The organism is Marinobacterium aestuarii, assembly GCF_001651805.1.
In the GTDB taxonomy this organism is placed as follows: Bacteria; Pseudomonadota; Gammaproteobacteria; order Pseudomonadales; family Balneatricaceae; genus Marinobacterium_A; species Marinobacterium_A aestuarii.
This window is the reverse complement of sequence record NZ_CP015839.1, coordinates 5,110,867-5,133,504: the sequence shown is the minus strand read 5'-3', so window position 1 is coordinate 5,133,504 and position 22,638 is coordinate 5,110,867. Positions and strand designations below refer to the sequence as shown.

The window sequence follows — 22,638 nt, the reverse complement described above, 5'->3', positions numbered from 1 at the left end:
CGGAATGGCAACGGAGATATTTATGGTAATCAAAATGCAAATCATTATTGTTTGATTTAGAATGCGGGCCCAGGCATTCAGTACAGAGAATGGATATATGCGATTTCAGGGGCTAGTGGCATTGATGGTGGTGGGCACGCTGACGTTACTGGCGCCAGTGGCACAGGCGGCAACAGACGACCGGGGGCAGCTGATCCAGCCTCAGGACGGCGCCCGCAAAGTGGTCGCCATTTCGACCTTCGCCGCCGACACCCTGGTGGCCCTGGGGGTTGCGCCGGCGGGGGCATCCACCTTCGGCGATCGCCCGACACCGGATTTTCTCGGGCCGCTGATGGAGGGCGTGCCGAGCCTGGGGCAGCGCGCCAGTACCAACCTGGAGCTGCTGTCGGCGCTGCAGCCTGATCTGATTCTGGCGATCCGCCGCTATACCGAACCCAGTGCGCAAAAGCTCAGCGCCCTGGCACCTTTCTATGCCTTCGATGTGATCAGTCATGACGACAGCCTGCGGGCGGTGGCGGGCATTGCCACGGCGCTGGGCAAGGCGGCAGAAGGCCAAGCGCTGAATGCCGACTTCGAGGCGCTGGTGGATGATTTTGGCCGCCGGGCTCCCGGCGGAATCAGTGCCGTGCTGCTGGCGGGCAGCGGCGAAGCGCCCTTTGCCTATTACGACCATTTTCTGACCACCGATCTGCTGCGCCGGCTGCAGGCGACCAACAGCATAGGCCCGTCGCCCACACCCGAACAAGCGGTCCCGTTTGGCTTCCAGCTCAGCCTGGAGCAGCTGCTGGCGCTGAACCCCGATGTGATCTTCATGTTTGCCTCCAGTACCCGCCATGCCTATGCCGCCAACCCGGTGTGGCCCTATCTGAAGGCCGTGCAGCAGGGGCGCGTATATGAGGTGGGCCTGCACTGGAAGGAAGGCGGCGGCCCCATTGCCCGTGAGTACATTCTGCGGGAAATGGCCTGGCGCCTGTACCCTGAAACCTTTTCCCAGCCGCAGTTGCCCGCCTCCCTGGCCAGCCGGCTGTTTCACTAGGCCGGGTTGCCGAGAATGCTGCACGCAACCCTGTCGGCGCTGCGATCCGCCCCGGCCCCAGGCGCGGATTTCAAGGGTCCGGGCCTGCTCGCCGGGCTGGTCATTGCCTTGCTCGCCACCGCGGCCCTGGCCCTGGCCGCCGGCGCCGTCCCTGTGTCACTGCAGGCACTCTGGCGTGTATTGAATGGCACTGAAACCGGCATGCCCGCGATACTGGTGTGGGAGCTGCGGCTGCCGCGTTTTCTGGCCGGTCTGCTGGTGGGCGCGAGCCTTGGCGTTGCCGGCTGGGTGATGCAGACGGTGACCCGCAATCCGCTGGCGTCCCCGGGTATTACCGGTGTGGTTGCCGGTGCCTCCATGCTGGTGGTGGTGGCCCAGGTCTGTTTCGTAGTGAGTGCCAGCTGGCTGCCCTGGATAGGCATGCTGGGAGGCACACTGGCGGCCGCGCTGACTTTTGTGCTGGCGGCGCAGGGCGGCTTTACGCCCCTGCGCCTGGCCCTGGCCGGCATCGCCGTGACGGCCCTGGCCACCGCGCTGGCAACCGCTTTTCTGCTGTTTTCCGGTGCCCAGGCGCAGCAACTCTATTTCTGGCTGGCCGGTGGTCTGCAGGGGCGGGGCTGGAGCCATGTACAGCTGATTTTGCCCTGGGCCTGTGGTGGCCTCCTTCTGGTGATGTGTTTCTCCCGCTATCTGAATCTGCTGCGGCTGGACGATGCCGTCGCCCGGGCCCTGGGTGCCCGTGTGCTGCTGTGGCGTCTGGGCTTTGTCGGTATCGCCGTGGCGCTGACGGCAGCGACCGTGGCGGTGGCGGGTCCGGTGGGCTTTGTCGGTCTGGTGGCGCCCCATCTGGTACGTCTGCTGCTGGGCTCGGATCAGCGCTTTGCGCTGCCGGCGGTCATGTTGCTGGGTGCACTGCTGGTGACTCTGAGTGACCTGCTTGCCCGCACCCTGGCGGCGCCGGCCGAACTGCCCTTGGGCATGTTTACGGCGCTTCTCGGCGGCCCGCTATTTATCTGGCTGATTCGCACGAGGGTTCTGTGATGCTGGCACAAACACAATGCGCACCGCCGGCCCAGCTGCGGCGCTTTGAATTTCCGCGTCTACTGGGGCTTGCGCTGCTGTTACTGGCGCTGATTGCCGTGGCCCTGGTGCTGAACCTGCTCTACGGTGCTGTGACGCTGACGCCACTGCAGGTCTGGCGGGCACTCAACGGTGAGGGGGATGCAGTAGCCACCGATATCGTCTGGAACCTGCGCCTGCCGCGAGTACTGCTGGGGCTGCTGGTGGGGGTGCATTTTGCCATCGCAGGCTCAGTGCTGCAGGCCGTGATGCGCAACCCCCTGGCGGATGCCGGTGTGCTGGGCATCAATGCCGGCGCCAGCCTGGCGGCGGTGCTGGCCTTTGTCATGGCCGAGCGAGTCTGGGGCGACAGCGGCAGCTATTCGGCTCTTTCGATCAGCCTCGACTGGCTGCCGCTGATCAGTAGTGGTGGTGGCATTCTGGCCGCCGCGGCGGTGTACCGGCTGGGCTGGAGTCGCGGCGTTACGCCGGTGCGGCTGGTGCTCAGCGGCATTGCCGTGGCCAGTGTGCTGAATGCACTGGCCACCGGGGTGCTGGCGGGCTGGGGGTCCATGAATACCGAAACGGTGCTGATCTGGCTGGCGGGCAGTCTGTTTGGCCGTGGCTGGGAGCACCTCTGGGCTCTGCTGCCCTGGACGCTGTTGGCGCTGAGTCTGCTGCCGCTGCTGCTGGCCGGTGCCAACCTGTTGCAGCTGGGGGACGATGTCGCCAGCAGCCTGGGGTTGCGGGTGGAACTGTGGCGTTTCGCACTGCTGCTGGTGGCGGTGCTCTTTGCCGCCAGTGCCGTGGGGGTGGTGGGGCCGATCGGCTTTATCGGCCTCATCGTGGCGCAGATCGCCCGCCTGTGCTGTGGTCCGGACCTGCGGCTGCAGCTGGTGCTGGGGCCCCTGTTCGGTGCCCTGCTGGTGATGCTGTCGGACCTGCTCGGACGCTTGCTGCTGGTGCCGGCGGAGATTCCCATCGGGGTGATTACGTCCCTGCTTGGGGTACCGTTTTTTATCTACCTGCTGGCACGCAGGCAGGCGTAGGAGGAAGAGGACGCATGTTATCGGCACAGGAACTGAAGCTGGGCTATGACGACAAGATCGTCGTACCGCAACTGAGCTTGGAAGTAGATACCGGCCGGATTCATTGTCTTATCGGTCCCAATGGCTGCGGCAAGAGCACCTTGCTGCGAGCCTTGGCCGGTCTGCTACAACCGCAGCAGGGTCAGGTCCTGCTGGACGGACGCTCGATCAGGCGCTGGAAGCGGCGTGAACTGGCGCAGCGCCTGGCCATGCTGCCACAGCATCCGGTGGCGCCGGATGGCCTGACCGTGGAGCAGCTGGTGCGCTACGGCCGCTTTCCCTATCAGCGCTTGCTGGGTCAGCCGAGCGAGCAGGATTTTAAAATGGTGCGCTGGGCGATCCGGGTCACGGGCCTGGGGGGCTTCGAGGCGCGGCCCTTGTCGGCGCTGTCCGGCGGTGAGCGGCAGCGCGCCTGGATTGCGCTGTCGCTGGCACAGCAGGCCGATATTCTGATTCTGGATGAGCCGACCACCTACCTCGACCTGGGCCACCAGCTCGAGGTGCTGGAGTTGCTGAGCGAACTGAACCAGCAGCAGGGCCTGACCGTGATCATGTCGCTGCACGATCTGAACCAGGCGGCGCAGTTTGGTCATCGCCTGGTGGCCATGCGGGCAGGCCGGCTGGAGCAGGAGGGCGCACCGGCTGAAGTGCTGACGCAGGCGTTACTGGCCGATGTGTTCCGGGTGCATGCCCGGGTCGCCCCGGATGAGCTGACCGGCAGGCCGCAGTTCGTGCCGGTATCGTCCCTGGTGCGGCCGCTGCTTTAGGCCGCTTGAAAGCCCCGGCAGCCCTGGCCGGGCAGAGTCCTGTGTTCATTGGTGATTGGTGATTGGTGATTGGTGCATTCAGCGTCGATTAAGAGGTTGTATGAGAATTATAATCTAGATACAATTGCGAACACTTATCATTTAGATTTAATGAAAACGCAATTGGAGAACCTTATGTCCCGGTCGTTTAGCGCACAGCAGCTTGTGCGCCCCAGGCTTCTGAGAAAGCCACTGGTAGTGGCGGTCAGTTTGGTCAGCATTGCCACCAGCCAGGTTGGCTGGGCTGAGGATGCGGTTGAACTGGACGCGCTGTCGGTGCAGGGCGACTGGATTGGTACCCCTGGCGAAGAGGAGATCAAGGTCTATCCCGGTTCCCGTACCCTGCTGGATCAGGAAGCGCTGCAGCAAAGTGGTGCCCTGAACCTGGAGGATGCGCTGCGCTCGGCCCCCGGCATCCAGATACTGGATGAGACCGGCACCGGTATTCTGCCGAATATAGGCCTGCGGGGCCTGAACCCGCTGCGCAGCGAACGTCTGCAAATGCTGGTGGACGGTTATCCCATCGCCATCGGCCCTTACAGCAACGTCGGTGTCTCGCTGTTTCCGGTCACCCTGCCCAGCGTCGATGCGATTGACGTGGTACGGGGCGGTGCCGCCGTGCACTATGGCCCCAATAACGTCGGCGGTGTGATGAATTTCCGCACCCGACCGATTCCGGTCGATACCGAACAGACACTGCAGCAGCGGCTGGTGATTGCCGAAGAGACCGGCAATGTCTTCAGCGATACCTATTACCGTATTGGCGGCTTTGCGACCGAGGACCTGGCGCTGCAGTTCCAGGCCAATGTGCAAAGCGGTGACGGTTTCCGTGATCATTCCGATACCGAGGTGCGTAATTTCGTCCTCGACGCCGAATATTTCGTGAATGATTACAACGAGCTGGCCGCACAGTTGCAGTACTACGATGTCGATGCCCAGCTGCCCGGCGCCCTGAGCCCGAGCGCCTACGCGCAGGACCGCACCCAGTCGCAGCGCCCGCACGATGCCTATGCCGCCGACATGCTGCGCGGCACCCTGACCTGGACTGCCCGCCCGAGTGACGCGGTGGAGTTCCAGTGGCGCAACTTCGCCCACCGTGCCGACCGCACCTTCTTCTTTGGTCAGGACCTGGTGAGCGGCGGCAGCTGGGCGGACCCTGAAGCCGATGCCAGCCATGTCGCCGACTCGCCGCGTATCTTCAATGTCTGGGGCACCGAGCCGCGCCTGACGGTGCAAAAGGGGGATCACACCCTGACCCTGGGGGCACGCTACGTCTCCGAAACGGTGGATTTTGACGTCAACCGCGAAGAGCTGGCCAGTGGCACCTATGCCTCGGTGCGCAAGTGGGACCTGGAAACCAACGCCGTGGCGCTCTATGTCAGCGATACCCTGAGCCTGCTGGACGGCCGGCTGGAAGTCACGCCGGGGCTGCGTTACGAGAACGTGCGGATGGATTTCGTCGACGAGCGTGCCGCCACCGAGTCGACCAACAATGCCGATGAAGTCCTGCCGGGCCTGACCCTGGGGCTGCAGGCCAGCGACAGCGTATTCCTGTTTGCCAACACTCAGCGTTCCCTGGTGCCGGTACAGATCGCCCAGGCCACCAAGGCCGAGGACGTCGCCAACGAAACCGCCTGGAACTACGAGCTGGGTGCCCGCTGGCAGGCGATGCCTGAGCTTGCAACCTCGGCCACGCTGTTCCGCATCGATTACGATGATCAGATTCAGTACAACAAGGCGCTGGATCGCTACGAGAACCTGGGCGAGACCCGCCACCAGGGTATCGAGCTGGAAGCGGACTGGCAGACCACCGAGCGTCTGAGCCTGGGCCTGGGGTACACCTATCTGGATACCGAGCAGCTTAACGGTGCCAATGCCGGCAATGAGTTGCCGAACGCCTCGCAGCACCACCTCAGCCTGCGGGCCGGCTACCAGTACCTGCAGTGGCAGGCCAGCCTGAGCGCCCAGTATGCCAGCGACAGCTTCAGCGATGCCGCCAATACGGTGGCGGAAACGGCCAACGGTGATGCCGGCAAGCTGCCGTCCTATACCCTGGTGAATGCGCGCCTGGGGCGGGATATTGCCCTTGGCGGCGGCAACAACCTGAACCTGGCCGTGGCGGCGACCAACCTGCTGGATGAGGACTACTACTTCCGTGGTGCCGATGTCAGCCCGGTCGGGCGTGTGTCTGGCCCGGGTCGCGCCTTTATCCTGGAGGGGCGGCTGGATTTCTGATCCTGTAACCGCGCAGGACTGCGTGCCTCGCATGATCTGACAAGAGGCCGGCATTAATTGCCGGCCTTTTTGCGTCTGGCAGCATGCTGTCGATGGGCTTGCAGCGACCGTCAGGCTTAGAGTGACCAGCGTACCGGCAGCTCCGTCGTGGATTTCAGCGTCTGCAGCAGCAGGTTGGATTTGACGTTGGACACCATCGGCAGGTTCAGCAGCCGGTGCAGGGTGACATCGGCGAAGGCTTTCAGATCCGGCGCCACGATTTTCAGCATATAGTCTGCATCACCCGCCACCCCCCAGCATTCGAGTACCTCGGGGTACTCTATAATGGCAGTACGGAAAGCGTCGGCGATCTTCTCGCTGTGTTTGTCCAGCGATACGCTGACCAGTGCCATGACGCCAAGCCCGATCTTTTCCGGGTCCAGCTGTGCGATGTATTTGCACACCACCCCGGTTTCTTCCAGCTTCTGACGCCGCCGCTGACACTGGGATGCGGACAGGTGTACCAGCTCCGATAATTCCACATTACTGAGTCGGCCGTTTTGCTGCAGCGCCTCGAGAATTTTGATGTCCTGACGGTCGAGCGCAACGGAATGCGTGTTTCTCACGTTTTTGATCTCTTGAATGCGGGAATCATGTGAAAGTTAAGCGGTACGAGCGTTTTATGCAAAATAAACGCACGGCATTTGCCTTAAGCTATTTCTCAATCACTCGGCGCGACTCAGGTCACACCGGATCACTTGCCAGCACTCACGGTACGGATGGAGATAATAACAATGGCCCAGACACAAACTGCAACCCCCTCAGGCCTGTGGGAAAACCCCCTGGGCACCGACGGCTTCGAGTTCGTCGAGTATTGCTCGGATTCGCCTGAAATCCTGTCCCGTCTGTTCGAAAGCCTGGGCTTTGTCGCCATCGCCCGGCACCGCAGCAAGAATGTCACCCTGTTCCGCCAGGGCGATATCAATTTCATCCTCAATGCCGAGCCCAACAGCCGCGCCCAGAGTTTCGCCCATGAACATGGCCCCAGCGCCAATGCCATGGCGTTTCGGGTGGCCGATGCCGCCGCCGCGCTCAAGGCGCTGGTGGCCGGTGGCGCCAAAGCGGTGGAATCCGGCGCAGGCCCGATGGAACTGCAGATTCCGGCCATCGAGGGTATCGGCGGCTCCCTGATCTACCTGGTGGATCGCTACGGCGACAAGAGCATCTATGATGTGGACTTTCGCCCCATCAAGGGTGTCGACCAGCACCCGGCGGGGGTGGGCCTGACCTACATTGATCACCTGACGCACAATGTGGCGCGGGGCAACATGGACCTGTGGGCCGGCTTCTACGAGCAGCATTTCAACTTCCGTGAAGTGCGCTACTTCGATATCGAAGGCAAGCTGACCGGGCTCAAGTCCCGCGCCCTGACCAGCCCCTGCGGCAAGATTCGCATCCCGATCAACGAGTCCACCGACGACAAGAGTCAGATCGAGGAATTCCTGCAGGATTACAACGGCGAAGGCATCCAGCATATTGCCCTGGGTACCGGCGATATCTTCCAGACCGTTGAAACCCTGCGTGCCGCCGGTGTGACCTTCCTGACCACGCCGGACACCTACTATGCACGCATCGACGCACGCCTGCCGGGCCACGGTGAAGATGTGGCCCGCTTGCAGAAGGATCATATCCTGATCGACGGCGCGCCTACCCAGGGGCAGGGGCTACTGCTGCAGATCTTCACCGATACGGTGATTGGCCCGATCTTCTTCGAGATCATTCAGCGCAAGGGTAACGAGGGCTTTGGCGAGGGCAACTTCCAGGCCCTGTTCGAATCCATCGAGGAAGACCAGATCCGCCGCGGCGTCCTGCCGAATAACGGCTGATCAACGTTCACCGCTCAGTCTGACCCGCTCCGGCGTCTCTATCCTCCTTTCCTCGTTAGGGACGGCAGGGAAGAGGCGCCGGCGGCGACCTATAACAATGCTAATAACAGGTTTTCAAGGAGCACTCTGTGTCTTCAACCACTATCGCATCCTCCGCGAGTCGCTCGGCTGCGCCCGGTCCGGCCCTCTGGTCGTCCCGTCTGGCCTTTATTCTGGCGGCGGCGGGCTCCGCCGTCGGCCTGGGTAATATCTGGAAGTTCCCCTATATCACCGGTGAAAACGGTGGCGGCGCCTTTGTACTGGTGTACCTGGCCTGCATCGCCGTGATCGGCATTCCGGTGATGATCGCCGAAGTCATGCTGGGTCGGCGCGGTCGCCACAGCCCGATCAACAGCATGCGCGAAATTGCCCGCCAGGAAGGGGTGTCGCGGCACTGGAAGGCTATCGGCTGGCTGGCCACCCTGGCGGCGTTTCTGATCCTGTCGTTTTACAGTGTCATTGCCGGCTGGACCATTCCCTATATCTTCCATGCGCTGCAGGGCAACCTGGTGGGGATGGATGGCGCCCAGGCGGGCGAGATGTTTGGCCAGCTGCTGGCGTCGCCCTTTGAGCTGACGCTCTGGCACAGCCTGTTCATGGTGCTGGCGGTGATGGTGTCGGTGGGCGGCGTGCGCCACGGCCTGGAACGGGCGGTGACCTGGCTGATGCCGGCGCTGCTGCTGTTGCTGGTCATGCTGGTGGGCTTTGGCATGAGCACCGATCATTTCGGTACCGCCCTGCGCTTTCTGTTCGAACCGGACTTCTCCAGTCTTACCGCAGCGGCGGTGCTGGTGGCGCTCGGGCATGCGTTCTTTACCCTGAGCCTGGCCAGCGGTTCCATGATGGCCTACGGCGCCTACCTGCCCAAGGGCGTATCGATTGTGCGCACCTCCATGCTGGTGGCGGTGATGGATACCGCGGTGGCACTGATGGCGGGTCTGGCGATCTTCCCGATCGTGTTTGCCAACGACCTTGAACCCGGCGCCGGGCCTGGTCTGATCTTCAATACCCTGCCGGTGGCCTTTGGCCAGATGCCGGGGGGCAGCTTCTTTGCGACCCTGTTCTTTGTGCTGCTGCTGTTCGCCGCCTGGACCTCGGCGCTGTCGATGCTGGAGGCCGTGGTGAAGTGGCTGGAAGAGCAGGGCATGGCGCGGCGCAAGGCGGCTATTTCGGGCGGTCTGGCGGCCTGGCTGGTAGGACTGACCACGGTGCTGTCGCTGAATGTCTGGTCCGACTTTACGCCGCTGGACAGCTTCGAGCGCTTTGAGGGCAAGACCCTGTTTGATCTGTATGACTTCCTCACCGCCAACGTCATGATGCCGCTGGTGGCGCTGCTGACCGCTGTCTTTGTCGGCTGGGTGATGAAAAAGTCCTCCAGCGAAGAGGAACTCGGCGCGGGCTCGATGCACCGGGTCTGGCTGTTCGTGCTGCGCTACCTGACACCGGTCGGCCTGGTGGTGCTGTTCTTCTACAACGTCTGAATTCGTATTCGTTCATTAACTCATCTCGCCAGGCTGCGTGCCTGGCGAGGCAACAGCTTTGCCGTTGCCGGCTACACAGGTGTACTCCCATGAAAAAATTACTGCAGGCATTTGAAAGCAAGACTCCCGAGATCGTCTTTGAATGGCAGGACGCCGAAACCGAGGCCAGGGGCTGGGTGGTGATCAACTCCCTGCGCGGCGGCGCCGCCGGCGGTGGTACCCGCATGCGCAAGGGGCTGGACCGTCACGAAGTGGAATCCCTGGCCAAGACCATGGAAGTGAAGTTCTCGGTGTCGGGGCCGGCCATCGGCGGTGCCAAGTCCGGCATCGATTTCGATCCGGCCGATCCGCGCAAGCTCGATGTGCTCAAGCGCTGGTACAAGGCGGTGGCACCCTTGCTGAAGCACTACTACGGCACCGGCGGTGACCTTAACGTCGATGAAGTGCACGAGGTGATACCCATTACCGAAAGCTACGGCCTCTGGCACCCGCAGGAAGGCGTGGTCAACGGCCACTTCCAGCCCAGCACCAGCGAACGGATCCAGAAGGTCGGTCAGCTGCGCCTGGGCGTGGCCAAGATTATCGAAGACAGCCGCTATACGCCGGATCACGGCCGCAAGTACACAGTGGCCGACATGATCACCGGCTGGGGTGTGGCGGAGGCGGTGCACCACTACTACAACATCTACGGTGGCGAGGTGCAGGGCAAGCGCGTCATCGTCCAGGGCTGGGGTAATGTGGGCTCGGCTGCGGCCTATTATCTGGCGCAGCAGGGCGCCAAAATTGTTGGCATCATCGACCGTGCCGGCGGTCTGCTGGTACCCGAGGGATTGTCGTTCGAGCAGGTGCGCGAACTGTTCCACAACAAGCAGGGCAATCAGCTGGCGGCCGAAGGGCTGCTGTCGTTCGAGGAGGTGCAGGCACGTATCTGGGATATGGAGGCGGAAATCTTCCTGCCCTGCGCGGCATCCCGCCTGGTAACCCAGGATCAGCTGGATCGCCTGATCGACAGGGGGCTGGAAGTGGTCTCCTGTGGCGCCAACGTGCCCTTCAACGATCCCGAGATCTTCTACGGCAAGGTGTACGAGTACCTGGACTCCAGAATCAGCGTGCTGCCGGACTTTATCGCCAACTGCGGCATGGCCCGGGTGTTCGCTTTCCTGATGAATAACAATGTCGAGATCAGCGATGAGGCCATTTTCAGCGATGTCACCAGCACGGTGCGCAATGCCCTGGCGCTGACCCACGCCCAGTCCAGCGCGCGTACCGGCATCGCCAGCACGGCATTCGAGATCGCGCTCAAGCAGCTGGTCTGAAAGCCGCACTGAAGCTGCTGCCTGAATCATTGGCTGCTAGCCCGTTGCATTTCGATGTAACGGGCTTTGTGCGTTTGGGCGTGTTTTCCAATAGCAGGCGTGTGCTTATGAAGCGACAAGGACAGACTCATAAATTTTTCAGTTTCAATTACTAATCTGCAGCTCAAATTGTTATGGGCTTTCTGCCGCTGGTGCCGGTAACGCGTGCAGCCATTGAGGTTTGCCATGGCAGGGGTAGGATAGGGGCCTGAATCTGGCAGGAGATATAGTGCATGAACGATGCGGTGACGAGTTTTGCGATCAATTTCATCGCAGTGATCGGTGTGCTGATGCTGATTGTGCTGGTGGGCATCGCAGTGGCGGCGCTGGCCTACTACCAGATCGACAAGCATCAGACCAAACACAGCCTGAGGCGCAACTATCCGCTGGTGGGGCGCTTTCGCTACCTGTTTGAGCATCTGGGTGAGTTCTTTCGCCAGTACTTCTTTGCCATGGACCGGGAAGAAATGCCCTTCAACCGTGCCCAGCGCTCCTGGGTGTACCGGGCGGCCAAGAACATCGACAATACCGTCGCCTTCGGTTCGACCCGCGACCTGCGCAGCCCCGGTACTTATTACTTCCTGAATTGCCCCTTTCCCAAACTGTCCGAGGAGAGCACCCGCTCGGTGTCGATGCGCATAGGTCCCTATTGCACCGAGCCCTACGATGCACCCTCATGGTTCAACGTATCGGGCATGAGCTACGGTGCCCTGTCCAAACCTGCGGTGCAGGCGCTGTCCCGTGGTGCCCAGCTGGCCGGCTGCTGGATGAACACCGGTGAAGGCGGCATTGCCCCCTACCACCTGGAAGGTGGCTGCGATCTGGTGTGTCAGATAGGCACGGCCAAATATGGCGTGCGCGATGAGCATGGCCTGCTGTCCGACGAAAAACTGCGGGAGAAGGCCGACATCCGCCAGGTGCGGATGTTCGAAATCAAGCTGTCCCAGGGCGCGAAACCCGGCAAGGGTGGCATGCTGCCGGCGGAGAAAGTCAGCGCGGAAGTGGCGAGTATTCGCGGCATCCCCGAAGGCCATGCATCCATCAGCCCCAACCGTCATCCGGAGATCGACTCCATTGGTGATCTGCTGGACATGATCGGGCATGTGCGTAGCGTGACCGGCAAGCCCTGTGGCATCAAGCTGGTGCTGGGATCAGCCCACTGGCTGGACGATTTCTGCCAGATGATTCATGACCGGGGCATAGAATCGGCACCCGATTTCATCACCCTGGACAGCTCCGATGGCGGCACCGGTGCGGCGCCCATGCCGTTGATGGACAGCGTCGGTTTGCCGCTGCGCGAAAGCCTGCCGGTGCTGGTCAACAAGCTGCTGGAGCATGGTCTGCGCGAACGCATAAGGCTGGTGGCGTCCGGCAAGCTGATCACCCCGACCGATGTGGCAGCGGCACTGTGCATGGGGGCGGACTTTGTGGTCAGTGCCCGCGGCTTCATGTTTTCGCTGGGCTGCATCCAGGCGATGCAGTGCAACCGCAATACCTGCCCCGCCGGGGTGACGACCCATGACCCGGATCTGCAGCGCGGCCTGGTGCCCGCCGACAAGGCCGAGCGGGTGCGTCATTTTCACGATAATCTGGTGCACGAAGTCGAGCTGATCGCCCACAGCTGCGGTGTTTCAGAACCCCGGCTGCTGCGGCGTGAACACGCGGCTATGGTGGTGGAAGGTGGCCGCTCGGTGCCGCTGAATATTATCTATCCAGAGCCCCGCGCCGATGCGGGTACAGGGATTGTGTGACGGGTGAGGTGAAGCGCTAAACGCACTGAGCCCTGCGGTTGCAGGGCTCAGTTGTTTGATTGGGGAGGCTCAGGCGTCTTCGAGCCAGGCGTCGGTATCGATATGTCGCGTCAGGTTGCGTTCTTCCATGTGTCGCTCGATAGCCCGCCTGGCTTCCAGGGCACGGCGCGAAGCGCGTTGCTTGCGTACCTGCTTTTCCTCGTCGTTGAATCCGATCAGAATGTCGAATACTTCGGTTTGAATGGCGTTTAGATCCTGCTCTTTGCGTATCAGCATAATGACAGCTCCTCGTCGCTCGAGTCTCTGTATCTGCCGGTGACCTGCCTGCTGCCTGTCACTGACTCAGAGACTGCCTCAAACACGATTCCCACTGGGTGCGATGCTGCATTCCATGACGGGAATCGCTACGGGTTACTCTGTTTTATCGCAACTTTGATTGTTTTTCAAACAATGCAGGCAGAGTAATGGGCCGCTGTTACAGGCTGATGTCAGTCTTGGGCGCCGGCGGCGGCGGGGCGTTTGTCGTTCAGGCGCAGGCTGCGCAGGCTGCGCTTGATGGTCTTGAGGTGGTCGAGCAGGGCCGGGCCCAGCTTCATGGCGACGCCCACGGCCAACACATCAATCACCACCAGGTGCATGACGCGGGATGACATAAGCGCGCTCAGGTCCTTGTCTTCTTCCAGATCGGTATGGATGGCGATTGTGGCCAGGTCCGACAGGGGCGTATTGCCTGGGCACAGGGTAATGACGGTGGCGCCGGTCTCGCGCACCAGACGCACGCTGTGCAGCAGATCCTTGGTACGGCCGGTCTGGGATACGGCCATGACAACATCGCCTTCCCTCAGGGTGACGGCGGAGATGGTCTGCATGTGGGGGTCTGAATAGGCCGCCGCCAGGATCTTCAGACGGTGCAGCTTGTGCTGTGCATCCATGCACACCGGTGCCGAGGCACCAAAACCGTAGATCTCAACCCGCGGTGCCTGGGCCAGTGCATCTATGGCGCTTTCGAGGGTTTCCGAGTCCAGATCCTCACGGATATTGATCAGGTTGCCGATCATGGAATCGAAAATTTTCTGCTTGAACTCGTGCACAGTGTCGGTCGAATTCAGCGCAAACTGCTCAAAACTGGGGTTGCTGGCCAGGCCCTGAGCCAGCGTCAGCTTGAAGTCCTGAAAGCCATCGTAGTTAAGCGCACGGCAAAAGCGCACCACTGTCGGTTCACTGACGCTGGCCTCGGCCGCGAGGTCGACAATGCGCATATGAATGACGTCACTGGGCTTTGCCAGGACGTAGTCAGCCACCTTCTGCTCGGACTTGCGCAGCTTGGGGCGTGCATCTGCGATCATTTTCAGCAGGTTGAGGGGGTGCAAGGCTTTTCTCTTTTTCGAACAACTACTTGGCAAGGCGGCAATTATAGCAATGAATGTGACAGCGATCCTATTTAACTACGATCGGCCGCCATATCAAATGCGCCATGCCGGCGATGAAAACCGCGTTGCAGCTTCTGCAGGTGCGTGCTACCTTTTTGAATTGCAAATAAAAATTCCGAATAATGCAAAACAGCGGGGAAGGCTCTGTGAAACGTCGTCAATTCCTACAAGGAGCGGGTGCGGCTACTCTGGCAGCAGGCACTCTGGTATCAGGAGTCGCGCAGGCGGCACCAGAACACAAATGGAAAATGGTCACCACCTGGCCGAAGAATTTCCCGGGGCTGGGTACCGGCGCAAATTATCTGGCGGAGCTGATCGGCAAGCTCAGCAATGGTCGAATCGAGGTTAAGGTTTACGGTGCCGGCGAACTGGTCGGTGCCCTGGAGGTATTTGACGCCGTATCCCGCGGCACGGCGCAGCTCGGCCATGGCGCATCCTACTACTGGAAGGGTAAAAGCAGCGCGGCGCAATTCTTTGCGGCGGTGCCTTTCGGCCTGACCGCACAGGAAATGAACTCCTGGCTGTACCACGGTGGCGGCATGGAGCTGTGGGAAGAAGTCTACGCACCCTTTGGCCTGGTGCCGGGCGCTGCCGGTAACACGGGCGTGCAGATGGGCGGCTGGTTCAACAAGGAAATCAACAGTGTTGGTGACCTCGAAGGCCTGAAAATGCGTATTCCGGGTCTGGGCGGCGAAGTGCTCAAGCGCGCCGGCGGTACTCCGGTACTGCTGCCGGGCGGCGAAATCTTCCCGTCACTGCAATCCGGTGCCATCGATGCCACCGAGTGGGTCGGTCCTTACAACGACATGGCCTTCGGTCTGCACAAGGCCGCCAAGTACTACTACTACCCGGGTTGGCATGAGCCAGGCACTACGCTGGAATGCATGATCAACAAGGAAGCGCTGGAAGCACTGCCCGAAGAGCTTCAGCTCATCGTGCGTACGGCCATCCGTATCGCCAACCAGGATATGCTGGCGGACTTCACCGCCAAGAACAACCAGGCCCTGGAGCAACTGGTTAACGAGCAGAACGTGGATCTGCGTCGTTTCCCGGACGACGTGCTGAAGAAGCTGCGCGATCTGTCCGACGAAGTGATTGCAGAAGAAGCCGCGCAGGACGAGATCACCAAAAAGGTGTTCGACTCCTTCGTTAAATTCCGCGACCAGGCGAAGAAATGGCACGCCGTTTCCGAGCAGGCTTACCTGAACGCACGCTCTCTTTAAGTTTTACGCGTATAAAAAGGCCGACAGCAATGTCGGCCTTTTTTATGTTCAGGATGAACGGTATACCACGGCCGCAGGGACGCGAAGGAGTGGTGCATGTTCAGGATGAACGGGCCCTGACATTAGCTCCTGCAATGTTAGGATTTCCGCCATCCATGGCGGTCATACCACGGTCGCAGGGACGCGAAGGAGTGGTGCATGTTCAGGATGAACGGGTGCAGCCCCGATGGGGCGTAACCCAACGATGCCATAGCCCAACAATCAGCCGCCGGTGATGGGCTGGCCGGTTGATGGGTTTCGCTGCGCTACACCCGTACACATTAGCCGTACACCACTTCCGGCAGCCAGGTGGCCAGGGCCGGCCAGTACGCCAGCAGGCTGAGGACCACCAGCTGTATCAGGATGAAGGGTATTACGCCGCGGTATATCTGCATGGTCGAGACCGACTCCGGTGCTACGCCGCGCAGGTAAAAGAGCGCGAAGCCAAAGGGCGGCGTCAGGAAGGAGGTCTGCAGGTTGATGGCGATCATGATGCCGAGCCAGACCGGGTCCAGCCCCATGGTGAGCAGAATCGGCGCCACTATGGGCACGACCACAAAGGTAATCTCGATAAAGTCGAGGAAGAAGCCAAGCAGGAAGATCACCAGCATGACGATAGCCATGGCGCCGAAGACGCCGCCGGGCAGGTCGGTAAGGAAGTCCCGCACCAGGTCATCACCGCCGTAGCCGCGGAATACCAGCGAGAAGATGGATGCGCCCACCAGGATGATAAACACCATGGAGCTGACTTCGGTGGTGGACTTCATCACCTGCTTTAGCACGGTATAGCTGAAGTTGCCGCGCATCATGCTGAGCGCAATGGCGCCGACAGCCCCGACCGAGGCCGCCTCTGTGGGCGTGGCGAAGCCGCCCAGAATGGAGCCCAGTACCAGACCGATCAGCAGGATTGGGGGTACTAGTGCCTTGAGTACGCGGGCTGTGAGGTCATCCACCGCATCGCGCTCTGCCTGGGGGATGGCCGGCACGCTTTTGGGATCCACCACGGCCTTGAACAACAGATAGAGGATATAGGCCAGAACCAGGATCAGGCCGGGAATCAGGGCGCCGAGGAAGAGGTCACCCACGGTGACGGTTTCAGGCGAAAACATGCCCTGGTCGATCTGCGCCTGCTGGTAGGCCGATGAAATAACATCCCCCAGCAGTACCAGCACGATGGACGGCGGAATGATCTGTCCCAGGGTGCCGGAGGCGCAGATGATGCCCGTCGCTACCTTGGGGTCATAGCCCCGGCGCAGCATGGTGGGCAGCGACAGCAGCCCCATGGTCACCACTGTAGCGCCAACGATACCGGTGCTGGCGGCCAGCAGCATGCCCACCAGGGTGACTGAGATACCAAGGCCCGCCCGCATGGGGCCGAACATCAATGCCATGGCATCCAGCAGCTCTTCGGCAATGCGGGATTTCTCCAGCATGACCCCCATGAACACAAACAGCGGTACTGCGATCAGCACCTCATTGTTCATTATGCCGAACAGGCGGTTGGGGATGGCCTCCAGGAAAACCACATCGAAGTGGCCGGTCCAGGCGCCAATGGCCGCAAACAGCAGGCCGGTACCGGCGAGGGAAAAGGCGACCGAGTAGCCGAGCAGCAAAACGATAATGGCACCGGCAAACAGGAACAGGGGAAGAAGTTCGCTCATAGACCGTGTTCCTCGTCAGATGGCAGCAGGTGACCCTGTCCGCACAGTACCAGCAGGCAGCGGCCGAGGTCGGCGATGCCCTGCATGATCATCATGATGGGCATCAGGATCAGGGTGGATTTGAGCAGGTAGCGATAGGGAATACCGCCGGCTTCCTGGGAACCTTCGAGCTGGCCCCAGGAGGTGGCAACGTATTCCCAGGAGATCACCAGAATGAAAATGGACACCGGCATAAGTAACGCCAAAGTGCCGAACAGGTTGATCCAGGCCTTGCCGCGCTCACTCAGCGGACGGTAAAAAATGTCCACCCGCACATGGCCGTCATGCTTGAGGGTGTAGGCGGCGCCCAGCAGGAAGACAAAGCTGTGCATGTAGATAATGGATTCCTGTACGGCGATGTTGCCGACGTTGAACAGGTAGCGCATGACCACGACCACGAAGGTCGTCAGCACCATGAACAGCGTTAGCCAGGAAATAATGCGGCCGCTCCATTCGCTGAAACAATCCAGCATCTGGACCAGTCGATTGATCGACGAGAATGAGGACATTTTTGTTATAACCGCGATTCAATTCGAGGAGGTACTAATATAACCGCATCAGACAGGGGCGTCATGACTTCCCGTACTGCAAATTGCTGTAAAACCCTTACAATAGGGCCTACGAAACTGTCTCGACCTGCGGAGAGATCAATGAGTGATCAATTGGATATAGAAGCACGCCTGTCAGAACTGGAGCAGGTCCGGTTGACGGCGTTTTGCGCCACCCTGTCCGAGCGCATGTTTCCGAACTTCGCGCTGTTCTCGCGGCTGGCGGAGTTTGGCGATGCCCAGCAGTTGCGCCAGATTCTGAATGGGGTCTGGGATCACCTGTCCAACAGTGGCGCCAAGATGAACTTCGAGGTACAGCTGGACAAGGTCGAAAGCAATATGCCGGATCTTGATGCCTTTGACATGTACGGTGCCTCCCCTGCACTGGATTCGGTGCTGGCACTGTTCTCCACCCTGAGCGCGACTCTGGACAACGACGCCAGCGAGGCCGTGGCGGTGCTGAACCTGTCCCGCGAGTGTGTGGCGTCCTATATCGAGGTCACCGAAGGTGACGATCAGATGTCCGACGAGGAGCTGGTGCGCTTCATCAATACCCACGACATGATGTTGCAGGAGGAAGCCTTTGTGGACACGGCGCTGGAATTGCTGGAAGCCGATGGCCCCTTCAATCCGGCACTGGTGAAGCAGTTGCGCGAACTGGGCCGCAATGAAGACTTCAGCAACATCGGCATTAGTGATCAGGACTGATGCTGCGACTGGGTCTTTTACTGCTGCTGGTGCCGGCGATCGGAATGATGGTCGGTTACATGATGGAACAGTCGCTGATTGATGCCTGCCTCGATGCCGGCGGATCCTTCGACTATGCCGCCGAGGCCTGTGACCCGGTGGGCAACCATGCCTTTGTCCCCTTTAGCGCGCGCAAGCCGTTGCTGGTGAACGGCGGCATGCTGCTATCTACCCTGGGCCTGTTCCTGTGTCTTGGCGGCCTGTACACCCGGCGCAGCTGAAGCCCTTTCTACTTTTGAAATACCGGATTGACTATGAAATCACGCAGCAAAGTCCTTATCGGGCTTGGCCTCATTACGCTGGTGCTGGGCCTCTGGATCTGGCTGCGCGGTCCTCTGTGGCTGGAGCAGTTCAATGACCGCCAGGTCGATGCGCGGGAAACCTTTCAGGCCCAGGGGCGGCTGTTTGGCCAGAACCATGATCAGCAGGCCTGCCTGACCCGGACTCTGGATGATTTCGATGGCTGCATTGGCTTTGAATGCACCCTGCAGCATGACTATTTTCTCAAGGCCTGCCTTGCTGCAGCGGCCCCCTCCGAGGGTTTTTGCGACCAAGTCCCCGCATACCGGCTCAAACTCACCGAAGATGACAAGTCCTGGGCCAAGTACACCTGCTGGGAAGGTGATATTCGTGGTGAAGGCTGCCGCCTGCTGCTGCGCCAGCAACAGTATGAATGCAGTGGCGGCATTGCCGCCGATGCGCCGACGCCGTAACGCCCAGTCTTCACTGGGGGCTTGTCACACCGTCAGTATCAGCTTGCCGCGCACATGGCCTCCGGCGCTCTGCTTATGGGCACTACGGGCTTCGGCCAGGGGGACTTCGGCGGCCAGGGTCAGCTTGAGGTTGCCCTCGGCATAGCGCTTGGCCAGCTCTGCCAGCTGGGCGCCATTGGGTTCCACCCTGATGCCGCTTGCCTGAACGCCGGCCGCTTCTGCGGCCCGCACCACCGCATCCAGGGTAACCGAGGGCAGGGTGACCAGGCGCCCGCCGGGTTTCAGACACTGCAAGGCATTGATGCCAACCTCACCACCCATGCCATCAATCACCAGGTCGATGTCCTGCAGCGCCTGACCCACATCCTGCGTTTGGTAATCAATCACCGCATCACAGCCCAGGCTGTGCAGGTATTCATGGTTGGCCGCCGAGGCGGAGCCCGTCACCTGGGCGCCGGCTGCCTTGGCCAGCTGCACCGCCAGATGCCCCACACCGCCGGCGGCGGCCAGTACCAGCACCTGCTGGCCGGCACTGAGCTGGCCCTTGTCGAACAGCGCCTGCCAGGCGGTAAGACCTGCAAGACCGAGTCCCGCGCCTTCACTGAATGACATCTGCGCAGGCTTGTGGGCGATCTGGTTTGCCGGCGCCGCCAGGTGTTCGGCATAGCAGCCGGCCGCTTCCGGAAAGCGAATAAAACCGAAGACTTCATCGCCAACCTTGAAACCATCCACCGCTGCTCCGACCAGTTCCACCACGCCGGCAAACTCCCACCCGGGTATGAAGGGCAGCTTGCCAATAAAGGAGGCGGCACCACCGCCGCTGCAGGTTTTCCAGTCAATCGGATTGATGCCGGCCGCCTTGTTGCGCACCAGTACTTCGTTGTCGCGAATGGTGGGGGTCGGCACTTCCTCATAGCTGAGGGCGTCGGGGCCGCCAAAGGCGTGAATGCGGATCGCTTTCATGAAAGTCTCCTGCTGGGCGAGGGGCTGCGGCGAAAGTGGTAGCTGGCAACTGCAGCTCTTGCGGTTTGAATTTGTTAGGCTTGGTGTCTGTGCAAACCCGTAACCGCTATCAGGTAACAAGAGTATGGTGTATTTGGGAATTTTGGAACAACTGCTGTTCTGGGGCGGAGTTATCCTGTTTCTGGTGTCGCTGGGGCTCTATGGTCTGCGCACCCGGGATTACCGCTCACTGCTGATGTTCTGGCAGCCGACCATTGCCTTCAATGCCGGCGAGAATCGCATCAACCGCATTGCCCTGCTGATGATGATCCTGGCGGTGGCGCTGAAGGGCTATCTGTTTTATATCAGCTAACAATCTCGTCATCGTCAGGGCAGGCCCGGGCCCAGTAGTGCCGCGGGCCGCCATCCAAGTGCAATCACGCAAGGTCTGTCATGAAAGGAAACCCCGCAAAGGGCGCAGGCTATCTGCTGCGCGGCTTGAAAATGCTGCCCCACCCCTCGATCCGCAATTTCGTACTGATTCCATTGCTGGTGAATGTGCTGCTGTTCAGCGGCGCCATCTGGCTGCTGATGAGCCAGTTTGATGGCTGGGTCGATTACCTGCTGACACAGCTGTTACCGGACTGGGAATGGCTGTCGTTCCTGCGTTATCTGCTCTGGCCGCTGCTGGCGCTGGTGGTGCTGGTGCTGGTCTATTACAGCTTTACCCTGGTGGCGAACCTGATTGCGGCACCCTTTAACGGCCTGCTGGCCGAGAAGGTCGAGAGCAACCTGCGCGGCGTGCGCAGCGCTGACGAGGGCTGGCGGGGCGTGCTGGCGCTGGTGCCGCGCACCCTGGCGCGGGAGCTGGCCAAGATCGCCTATTACCTGCCGCGGGTGCTGTTGCTGCTGGTATTGACCTTTGTACCGGTGGTGGGGCTGGTGTCGCCGCTGCTGTGGTTCCTGTTCGGTGCCTGGATGATGTCGATCCAGTACTGCGATTATCCCATGGACAACAACAAGGTCAGCTTTGGGCAGATGAAGCTGTTGCTAAAAGAGAAGCGCCTGACATCGATCGGCTTTGGTGGTCTGGTGCAGCTGGGCATGATGGTGCCGCTGCTGAACCTGATCCTGATGCCGGCGGCGGTGGTGGGCGCCACTCTGTACTGGGTAGAGGAGCATGCGCCTGTGGTGGAAGGCGAGTCGCCGGAGTTGCGCCTGCGTTAAGCCTTTAGTGCGACCCGGCGGTTTCGGTCTGGCGATCGGCGGCGTCGACCAGCATCTCGGGGGGGAAATGGCAGCTGAAGGTGCTGCCCTTGCCGGGCCGGCTGTCGATGCTGAGGTGGGCGCCGTGGCGCACCAGCACATGTTTGACTATGGCCAGGCCAAGGCCGGTGCCGCCGCTGGAGGAGGAGCGGCTTTCATCGACGCGGTAAAAGCGTTCGGTCAGACGCGGTATATGGATGGAGTCGATACCGATGCCATCGTCGCTGACTGAGAAGTGCCCGCCGCTGGCATCTGTCCACCAGCGCAGGGCTATCCTGCCCCTGGCCGGTGTGTAGCGCACGGCATTGAACACCAGATTCGAGAAAGCGCTGTGCAGCTCCAGTTCCTGGCCGGCAAGATCGAAATCGCTGTCCAGCTGCAGACTGATGGCATGGTCTTTTTGCTGGGTTTGCGTCAGCACCTGCGCATCCTGATGAATTTGCTCCAGCATGGGCCTGAGCTGAATCTGGTGTTCATCGGCGATATGGTTGCTGGACTCCAGCCGTGACAGCAGCAGCAGATCATTGACCAGACTCTCCATGCGTATTGCCTGGGTCTGCATCTGCCCCATGGCACGGGCCAGCGGGCGCGGCAGGTCCTGATCCATAAAGGTTTCGACGTAGCCGCGAATGACCGTCAGCGGTGTGCGCAGCTCGTGGGAGGCGTTGGCGACAAAGTCCTGCCGGGTCTGTTCCAAACGCCGCAGCCGGGTGATGTCGCGGGCCACCAGCAGCCGGTCGCCTTCGCCGAAGCTGGTGATCTGGTATTGCAGGTGCAGGTCGCTATTGACCGGGCTTGGGAGTTCCAGTGGCTCGGCATACTGGCCCTTGCGGAAATAGCGGATAAAGCGCGGATCACGCAGCAGGTTAATCACCGGTTTGCCGCGATCCGAAGACGCCTTGAGGCCCAGCAGCTTGTCCGCCGAACGGTTCCACCACTCCAGATTATTGTTGCGATCGACAATGACGATGCCGTCCTGCAGGGCGGCGGACGACTGCTGGAAACGCCGGATAATGGCCTGCAGACTTTGCTCGCGGCCGCGGTCGGTCTTTTGGGTGCGGGCCAGCTCGTCCAGCAGCTCACCCCAGTAACCGGTGGCCTCGGGTGGCGCTGTACCATCGTTGCGCTGAAGCCAGGTCTGCAGTTTCTGAAACTGACGGATCTGGTAGCTGCCCCAGCCCAGCAGACCGGCAGTGGCACCCCAGGCGGGGAGGCCAAACAGCAGACCGGCACTGGCTCCGGCCAGAGCGCTCAGGCACAGGCTGACGAACATTGCGTGCTGCGTGTTCTGCATACTCGTCTGGGCCCCAGGTTG

General features: G+C 60.9%; 22 protein-coding genes. 15 read left to right on the top strand and 7 right to left on the bottom strand.

The window, feature by feature from the left end; all coding sequences use genetic code 11:
• The first annotated feature begins 97 nt into the window (after positions 1 to 97).
• The 5 genes from A8C75_RS22580 (at position 98) to A8C75_RS22560 (ending at position 6,224) form a co-directional block, all read left to right on the top strand.
• Positions 98 to 1,036, top strand: coding sequence for an ABC transporter substrate-binding protein (locus tag A8C75_RS22580; RefSeq protein WP_227819989.1), 939 nt, complete (start codon positions 98 to 100; stop codon positions 1,034 to 1,036).
• Between the two features lie 15 nt (positions 1,037 to 1,051).
• On the top strand, positions 1,052 to 2,077 hold the full coding sequence (locus tag A8C75_RS22575; RefSeq protein WP_084784206.1) for a FecCD family ABC transporter permease: 1,026 nt from the start codon (positions 1,052 to 1,054) through the stop codon (positions 2,075 to 2,077).
• The gene (locus tag A8C75_RS22570; protein WP_084784205.1) at positions 2,077 to 3,144 is read left to right on the top strand and encodes a FecCD family ABC transporter permease; all 1,068 of its coding nucleotides are present in this window, start codon (positions 2,077 to 2,079) and stop codon (positions 3,142 to 3,144) included. Before A8C75_RS22575 ends, A8C75_RS22570 begins: the two co-directional genes overlap by 1 nt.
• Positions 3,145 to 3,158: 14 nt before the next feature.
• Positions 3,159 to 3,950 carry an ABC transporter ATP-binding protein gene (locus tag A8C75_RS22565; RefSeq protein ID WP_067386767.1) on the top strand — a complete coding sequence of 264 codons (792 nt, stop codon included), beginning with the start codon at positions 3,159 to 3,161 and terminating at the stop codon, positions 3,948 to 3,950.
• A gap of 174 nt (positions 3,951 to 4,124) precedes the next feature.
• Positions 4,125 to 6,224 (top strand): TonB-dependent receptor family protein, encoded by a 2,100-nt coding sequence (locus A8C75_RS22560; RefSeq protein WP_067386765.1) that lies wholly within the window; start codon positions 4,125 to 4,127, stop codon positions 6,222 to 6,224.
• Positions 6,225 to 6,340: 116 nt separating this feature from the next.
• Here the strand turns inward: A8C75_RS22560 and A8C75_RS22555 are convergent, their stop codons facing one another.
• The gene (locus A8C75_RS22555) at positions 6,341 to 6,829 is read right to left on the bottom strand and encodes an Lrp/AsnC family transcriptional regulator (protein WP_067386763.1); all 489 of its coding nucleotides are present in this window, start codon (positions 6,827 to 6,829) and stop codon (positions 6,341 to 6,343) included.
• A 168-nt stretch (positions 6,830 to 6,997) separates the two neighbouring features.
• On the opposite strand from A8C75_RS22555, the gene hppD reads away from it, so the two are divergent.
• The 4 genes from hppD to A8C75_RS22535 all read left to right on the top strand — a co-directional run bounded on the left by hppD (position 6,998) and on the right by A8C75_RS22535 (position 12,715).
• Complete coding sequence (gene hppD / locus A8C75_RS22550) at positions 6,998 to 8,089, top strand: 4-hydroxyphenylpyruvate dioxygenase (protein ID WP_067386761.1); 1,092 nt, start codon at positions 6,998 to 7,000, stop codon at positions 8,087 to 8,089.
• Positions 8,090 to 8,217: 128 nt separating this feature from the next.
• Positions 8,218 to 9,609: a sodium-dependent transporter gene (locus tag A8C75_RS22545; protein ID WP_067386759.1), complete on the top strand. Its 1,392-nt coding sequence runs from the start codon at positions 8,218 to 8,220 to the stop codon at positions 9,607 to 9,609.
• An 89-nt stretch (positions 9,610 to 9,698) separates the two neighbouring features.
• Positions 9,699 to 10,925: a Glu/Leu/Phe/Val dehydrogenase dimerization domain-containing protein gene (locus A8C75_RS22540; protein ID WP_067386757.1), complete on the top strand. Its 1,227-nt coding sequence runs from the start codon at positions 9,699 to 9,701 to the stop codon at positions 10,923 to 10,925.
• A gap of 272 nt (positions 10,926 to 11,197) precedes the next feature.
• Complete coding sequence (locus A8C75_RS22535; RefSeq protein ID WP_067386755.1) at positions 11,198 to 12,715, top strand: FMN-binding glutamate synthase family protein; 1,518 nt, start codon at positions 11,198 to 11,200, stop codon at positions 12,713 to 12,715.
• A 69-nt stretch (positions 12,716 to 12,784) separates the two neighbouring features.
• On the opposite strand, the gene A8C75_RS22530 is transcribed toward A8C75_RS22535, so the two are convergent.
• On the bottom strand, positions 12,785 to 12,991 hold the full coding sequence (locus tag A8C75_RS22530; RefSeq protein ID WP_067386752.1) for a PA3496 family putative envelope integrity protein: 207 nt from the start codon (positions 12,989 to 12,991) through the stop codon (positions 12,785 to 12,787).
• 212 nt (positions 12,992 to 13,203) lie between these two features.
• Positions 13,204 to 14,085: a MurR/RpiR family transcriptional regulator gene (locus A8C75_RS22525; RefSeq protein ID WP_193788208.1), complete on the bottom strand. Its 882-nt coding sequence runs from the start codon at positions 14,083 to 14,085 to the stop codon at positions 13,204 to 13,206.
• Between the two features lie 206 nt (positions 14,086 to 14,291).
• Here A8C75_RS22525 and A8C75_RS22520 point away from each other — a divergent pair, with 206 nt between their 5' ends.
• On the top strand, positions 14,292 to 15,368 hold the full coding sequence (locus A8C75_RS22520) for a TRAP transporter substrate-binding protein (RefSeq protein WP_193788207.1): 1,077 nt from the start codon (positions 14,292 to 14,294) through the stop codon (positions 15,366 to 15,368).
• Between the two features lie 320 nt (positions 15,369 to 15,688).
• On the opposite strand, the gene A8C75_RS22515 is transcribed toward A8C75_RS22520, so the two are convergent.
• Together A8C75_RS22515 and A8C75_RS22510 are read right to left on the bottom strand one after the other, a co-directional pair.
• Entirely contained in the window at positions 15,689 to 17,068 is a 1,380-nt protein-coding gene (locus A8C75_RS22515; protein ID WP_067386751.1) for a TRAP transporter large permease, read from the bottom strand.
• Positions 17,065 to 17,616, bottom strand: a complete 552-nt coding sequence (locus A8C75_RS22510) for a TRAP transporter small permease subunit (protein WP_067386749.1) — start codon at positions 17,614 to 17,616, stop codon at positions 17,065 to 17,067. The genes A8C75_RS22515 and A8C75_RS22510 overlap by 4 nt, the downstream gene beginning before the upstream one ends.
• Before the next feature lie 141 nt (positions 17,617 to 17,757).
• Here A8C75_RS22510 and A8C75_RS22505 point away from each other — a divergent pair, with 141 nt between their 5' ends.
• From A8C75_RS22505 to A8C75_RS22495, 3 genes are read left to right on the top strand one after another with little or no spacing between them, the layout of a single operon-like run.
• The gene (locus tag A8C75_RS22505; protein WP_067386746.1) at positions 17,758 to 18,363 is read left to right on the top strand and encodes a YjaG family protein; all 606 of its coding nucleotides are present in this window, start codon (positions 17,758 to 17,760) and stop codon (positions 18,361 to 18,363) included.
• On the top strand, positions 18,363 to 18,623 hold the full coding sequence (locus A8C75_RS22500) for a hypothetical protein (protein ID WP_067386744.1): 261 nt from the start codon (positions 18,363 to 18,365) through the stop codon (positions 18,621 to 18,623). Before A8C75_RS22505 ends, A8C75_RS22500 begins: the two co-directional genes overlap by 1 nt.
• Positions 18,624 to 18,656: 33 nt before the next feature.
• On the top strand, positions 18,657 to 19,115 hold the full coding sequence (locus tag A8C75_RS22495) for a hypothetical protein (protein ID WP_067386742.1): 459 nt from the start codon (positions 18,657 to 18,659) through the stop codon (positions 19,113 to 19,115).
• 24 nt (positions 19,116 to 19,139) lie between these two features.
• Here A8C75_RS22495 and A8C75_RS22490 read toward each other — a convergent pair whose 3' ends face one another.
• Entirely contained in the window at positions 19,140 to 20,078 is a 939-nt protein-coding gene (locus A8C75_RS22490; RefSeq protein ID WP_067386740.1) for an NADP-dependent oxidoreductase, read from the bottom strand.
• 124 nt (positions 20,079 to 20,202) lie between these two features.
• Between A8C75_RS22490 and A8C75_RS22485 the strand changes: the two genes are divergently transcribed.
• On the top strand, positions 20,203 to 20,430 hold the full coding sequence (locus A8C75_RS22485; protein WP_067386738.1) for a hypothetical protein: 228 nt from the start codon (positions 20,203 to 20,205) through the stop codon (positions 20,428 to 20,430).
• Positions 20,431 to 20,510: 80 nt separating this feature from the next.
• Positions 20,511 to 21,284 (top strand): sulfate transporter CysZ, encoded by a 774-nt coding sequence (gene cysZ, locus A8C75_RS22480; protein ID WP_067386736.1) that lies wholly within the window; start codon positions 20,511 to 20,513, stop codon positions 21,282 to 21,284.
• Positions 21,285 to 21,288: 4 nt separating this feature from the next.
• Here the strand turns inward: cysZ and phoR are convergent, their stop codons facing one another.
• Entirely contained in the window at positions 21,289 to 22,617 is a 1,329-nt protein-coding gene (gene phoR / locus A8C75_RS22475; RefSeq protein ID WP_067386734.1) for a phosphate regulon sensor histidine kinase PhoR, read from the bottom strand.
• Positions 22,618 to 22,638: the final 21 nt, after the last annotated feature.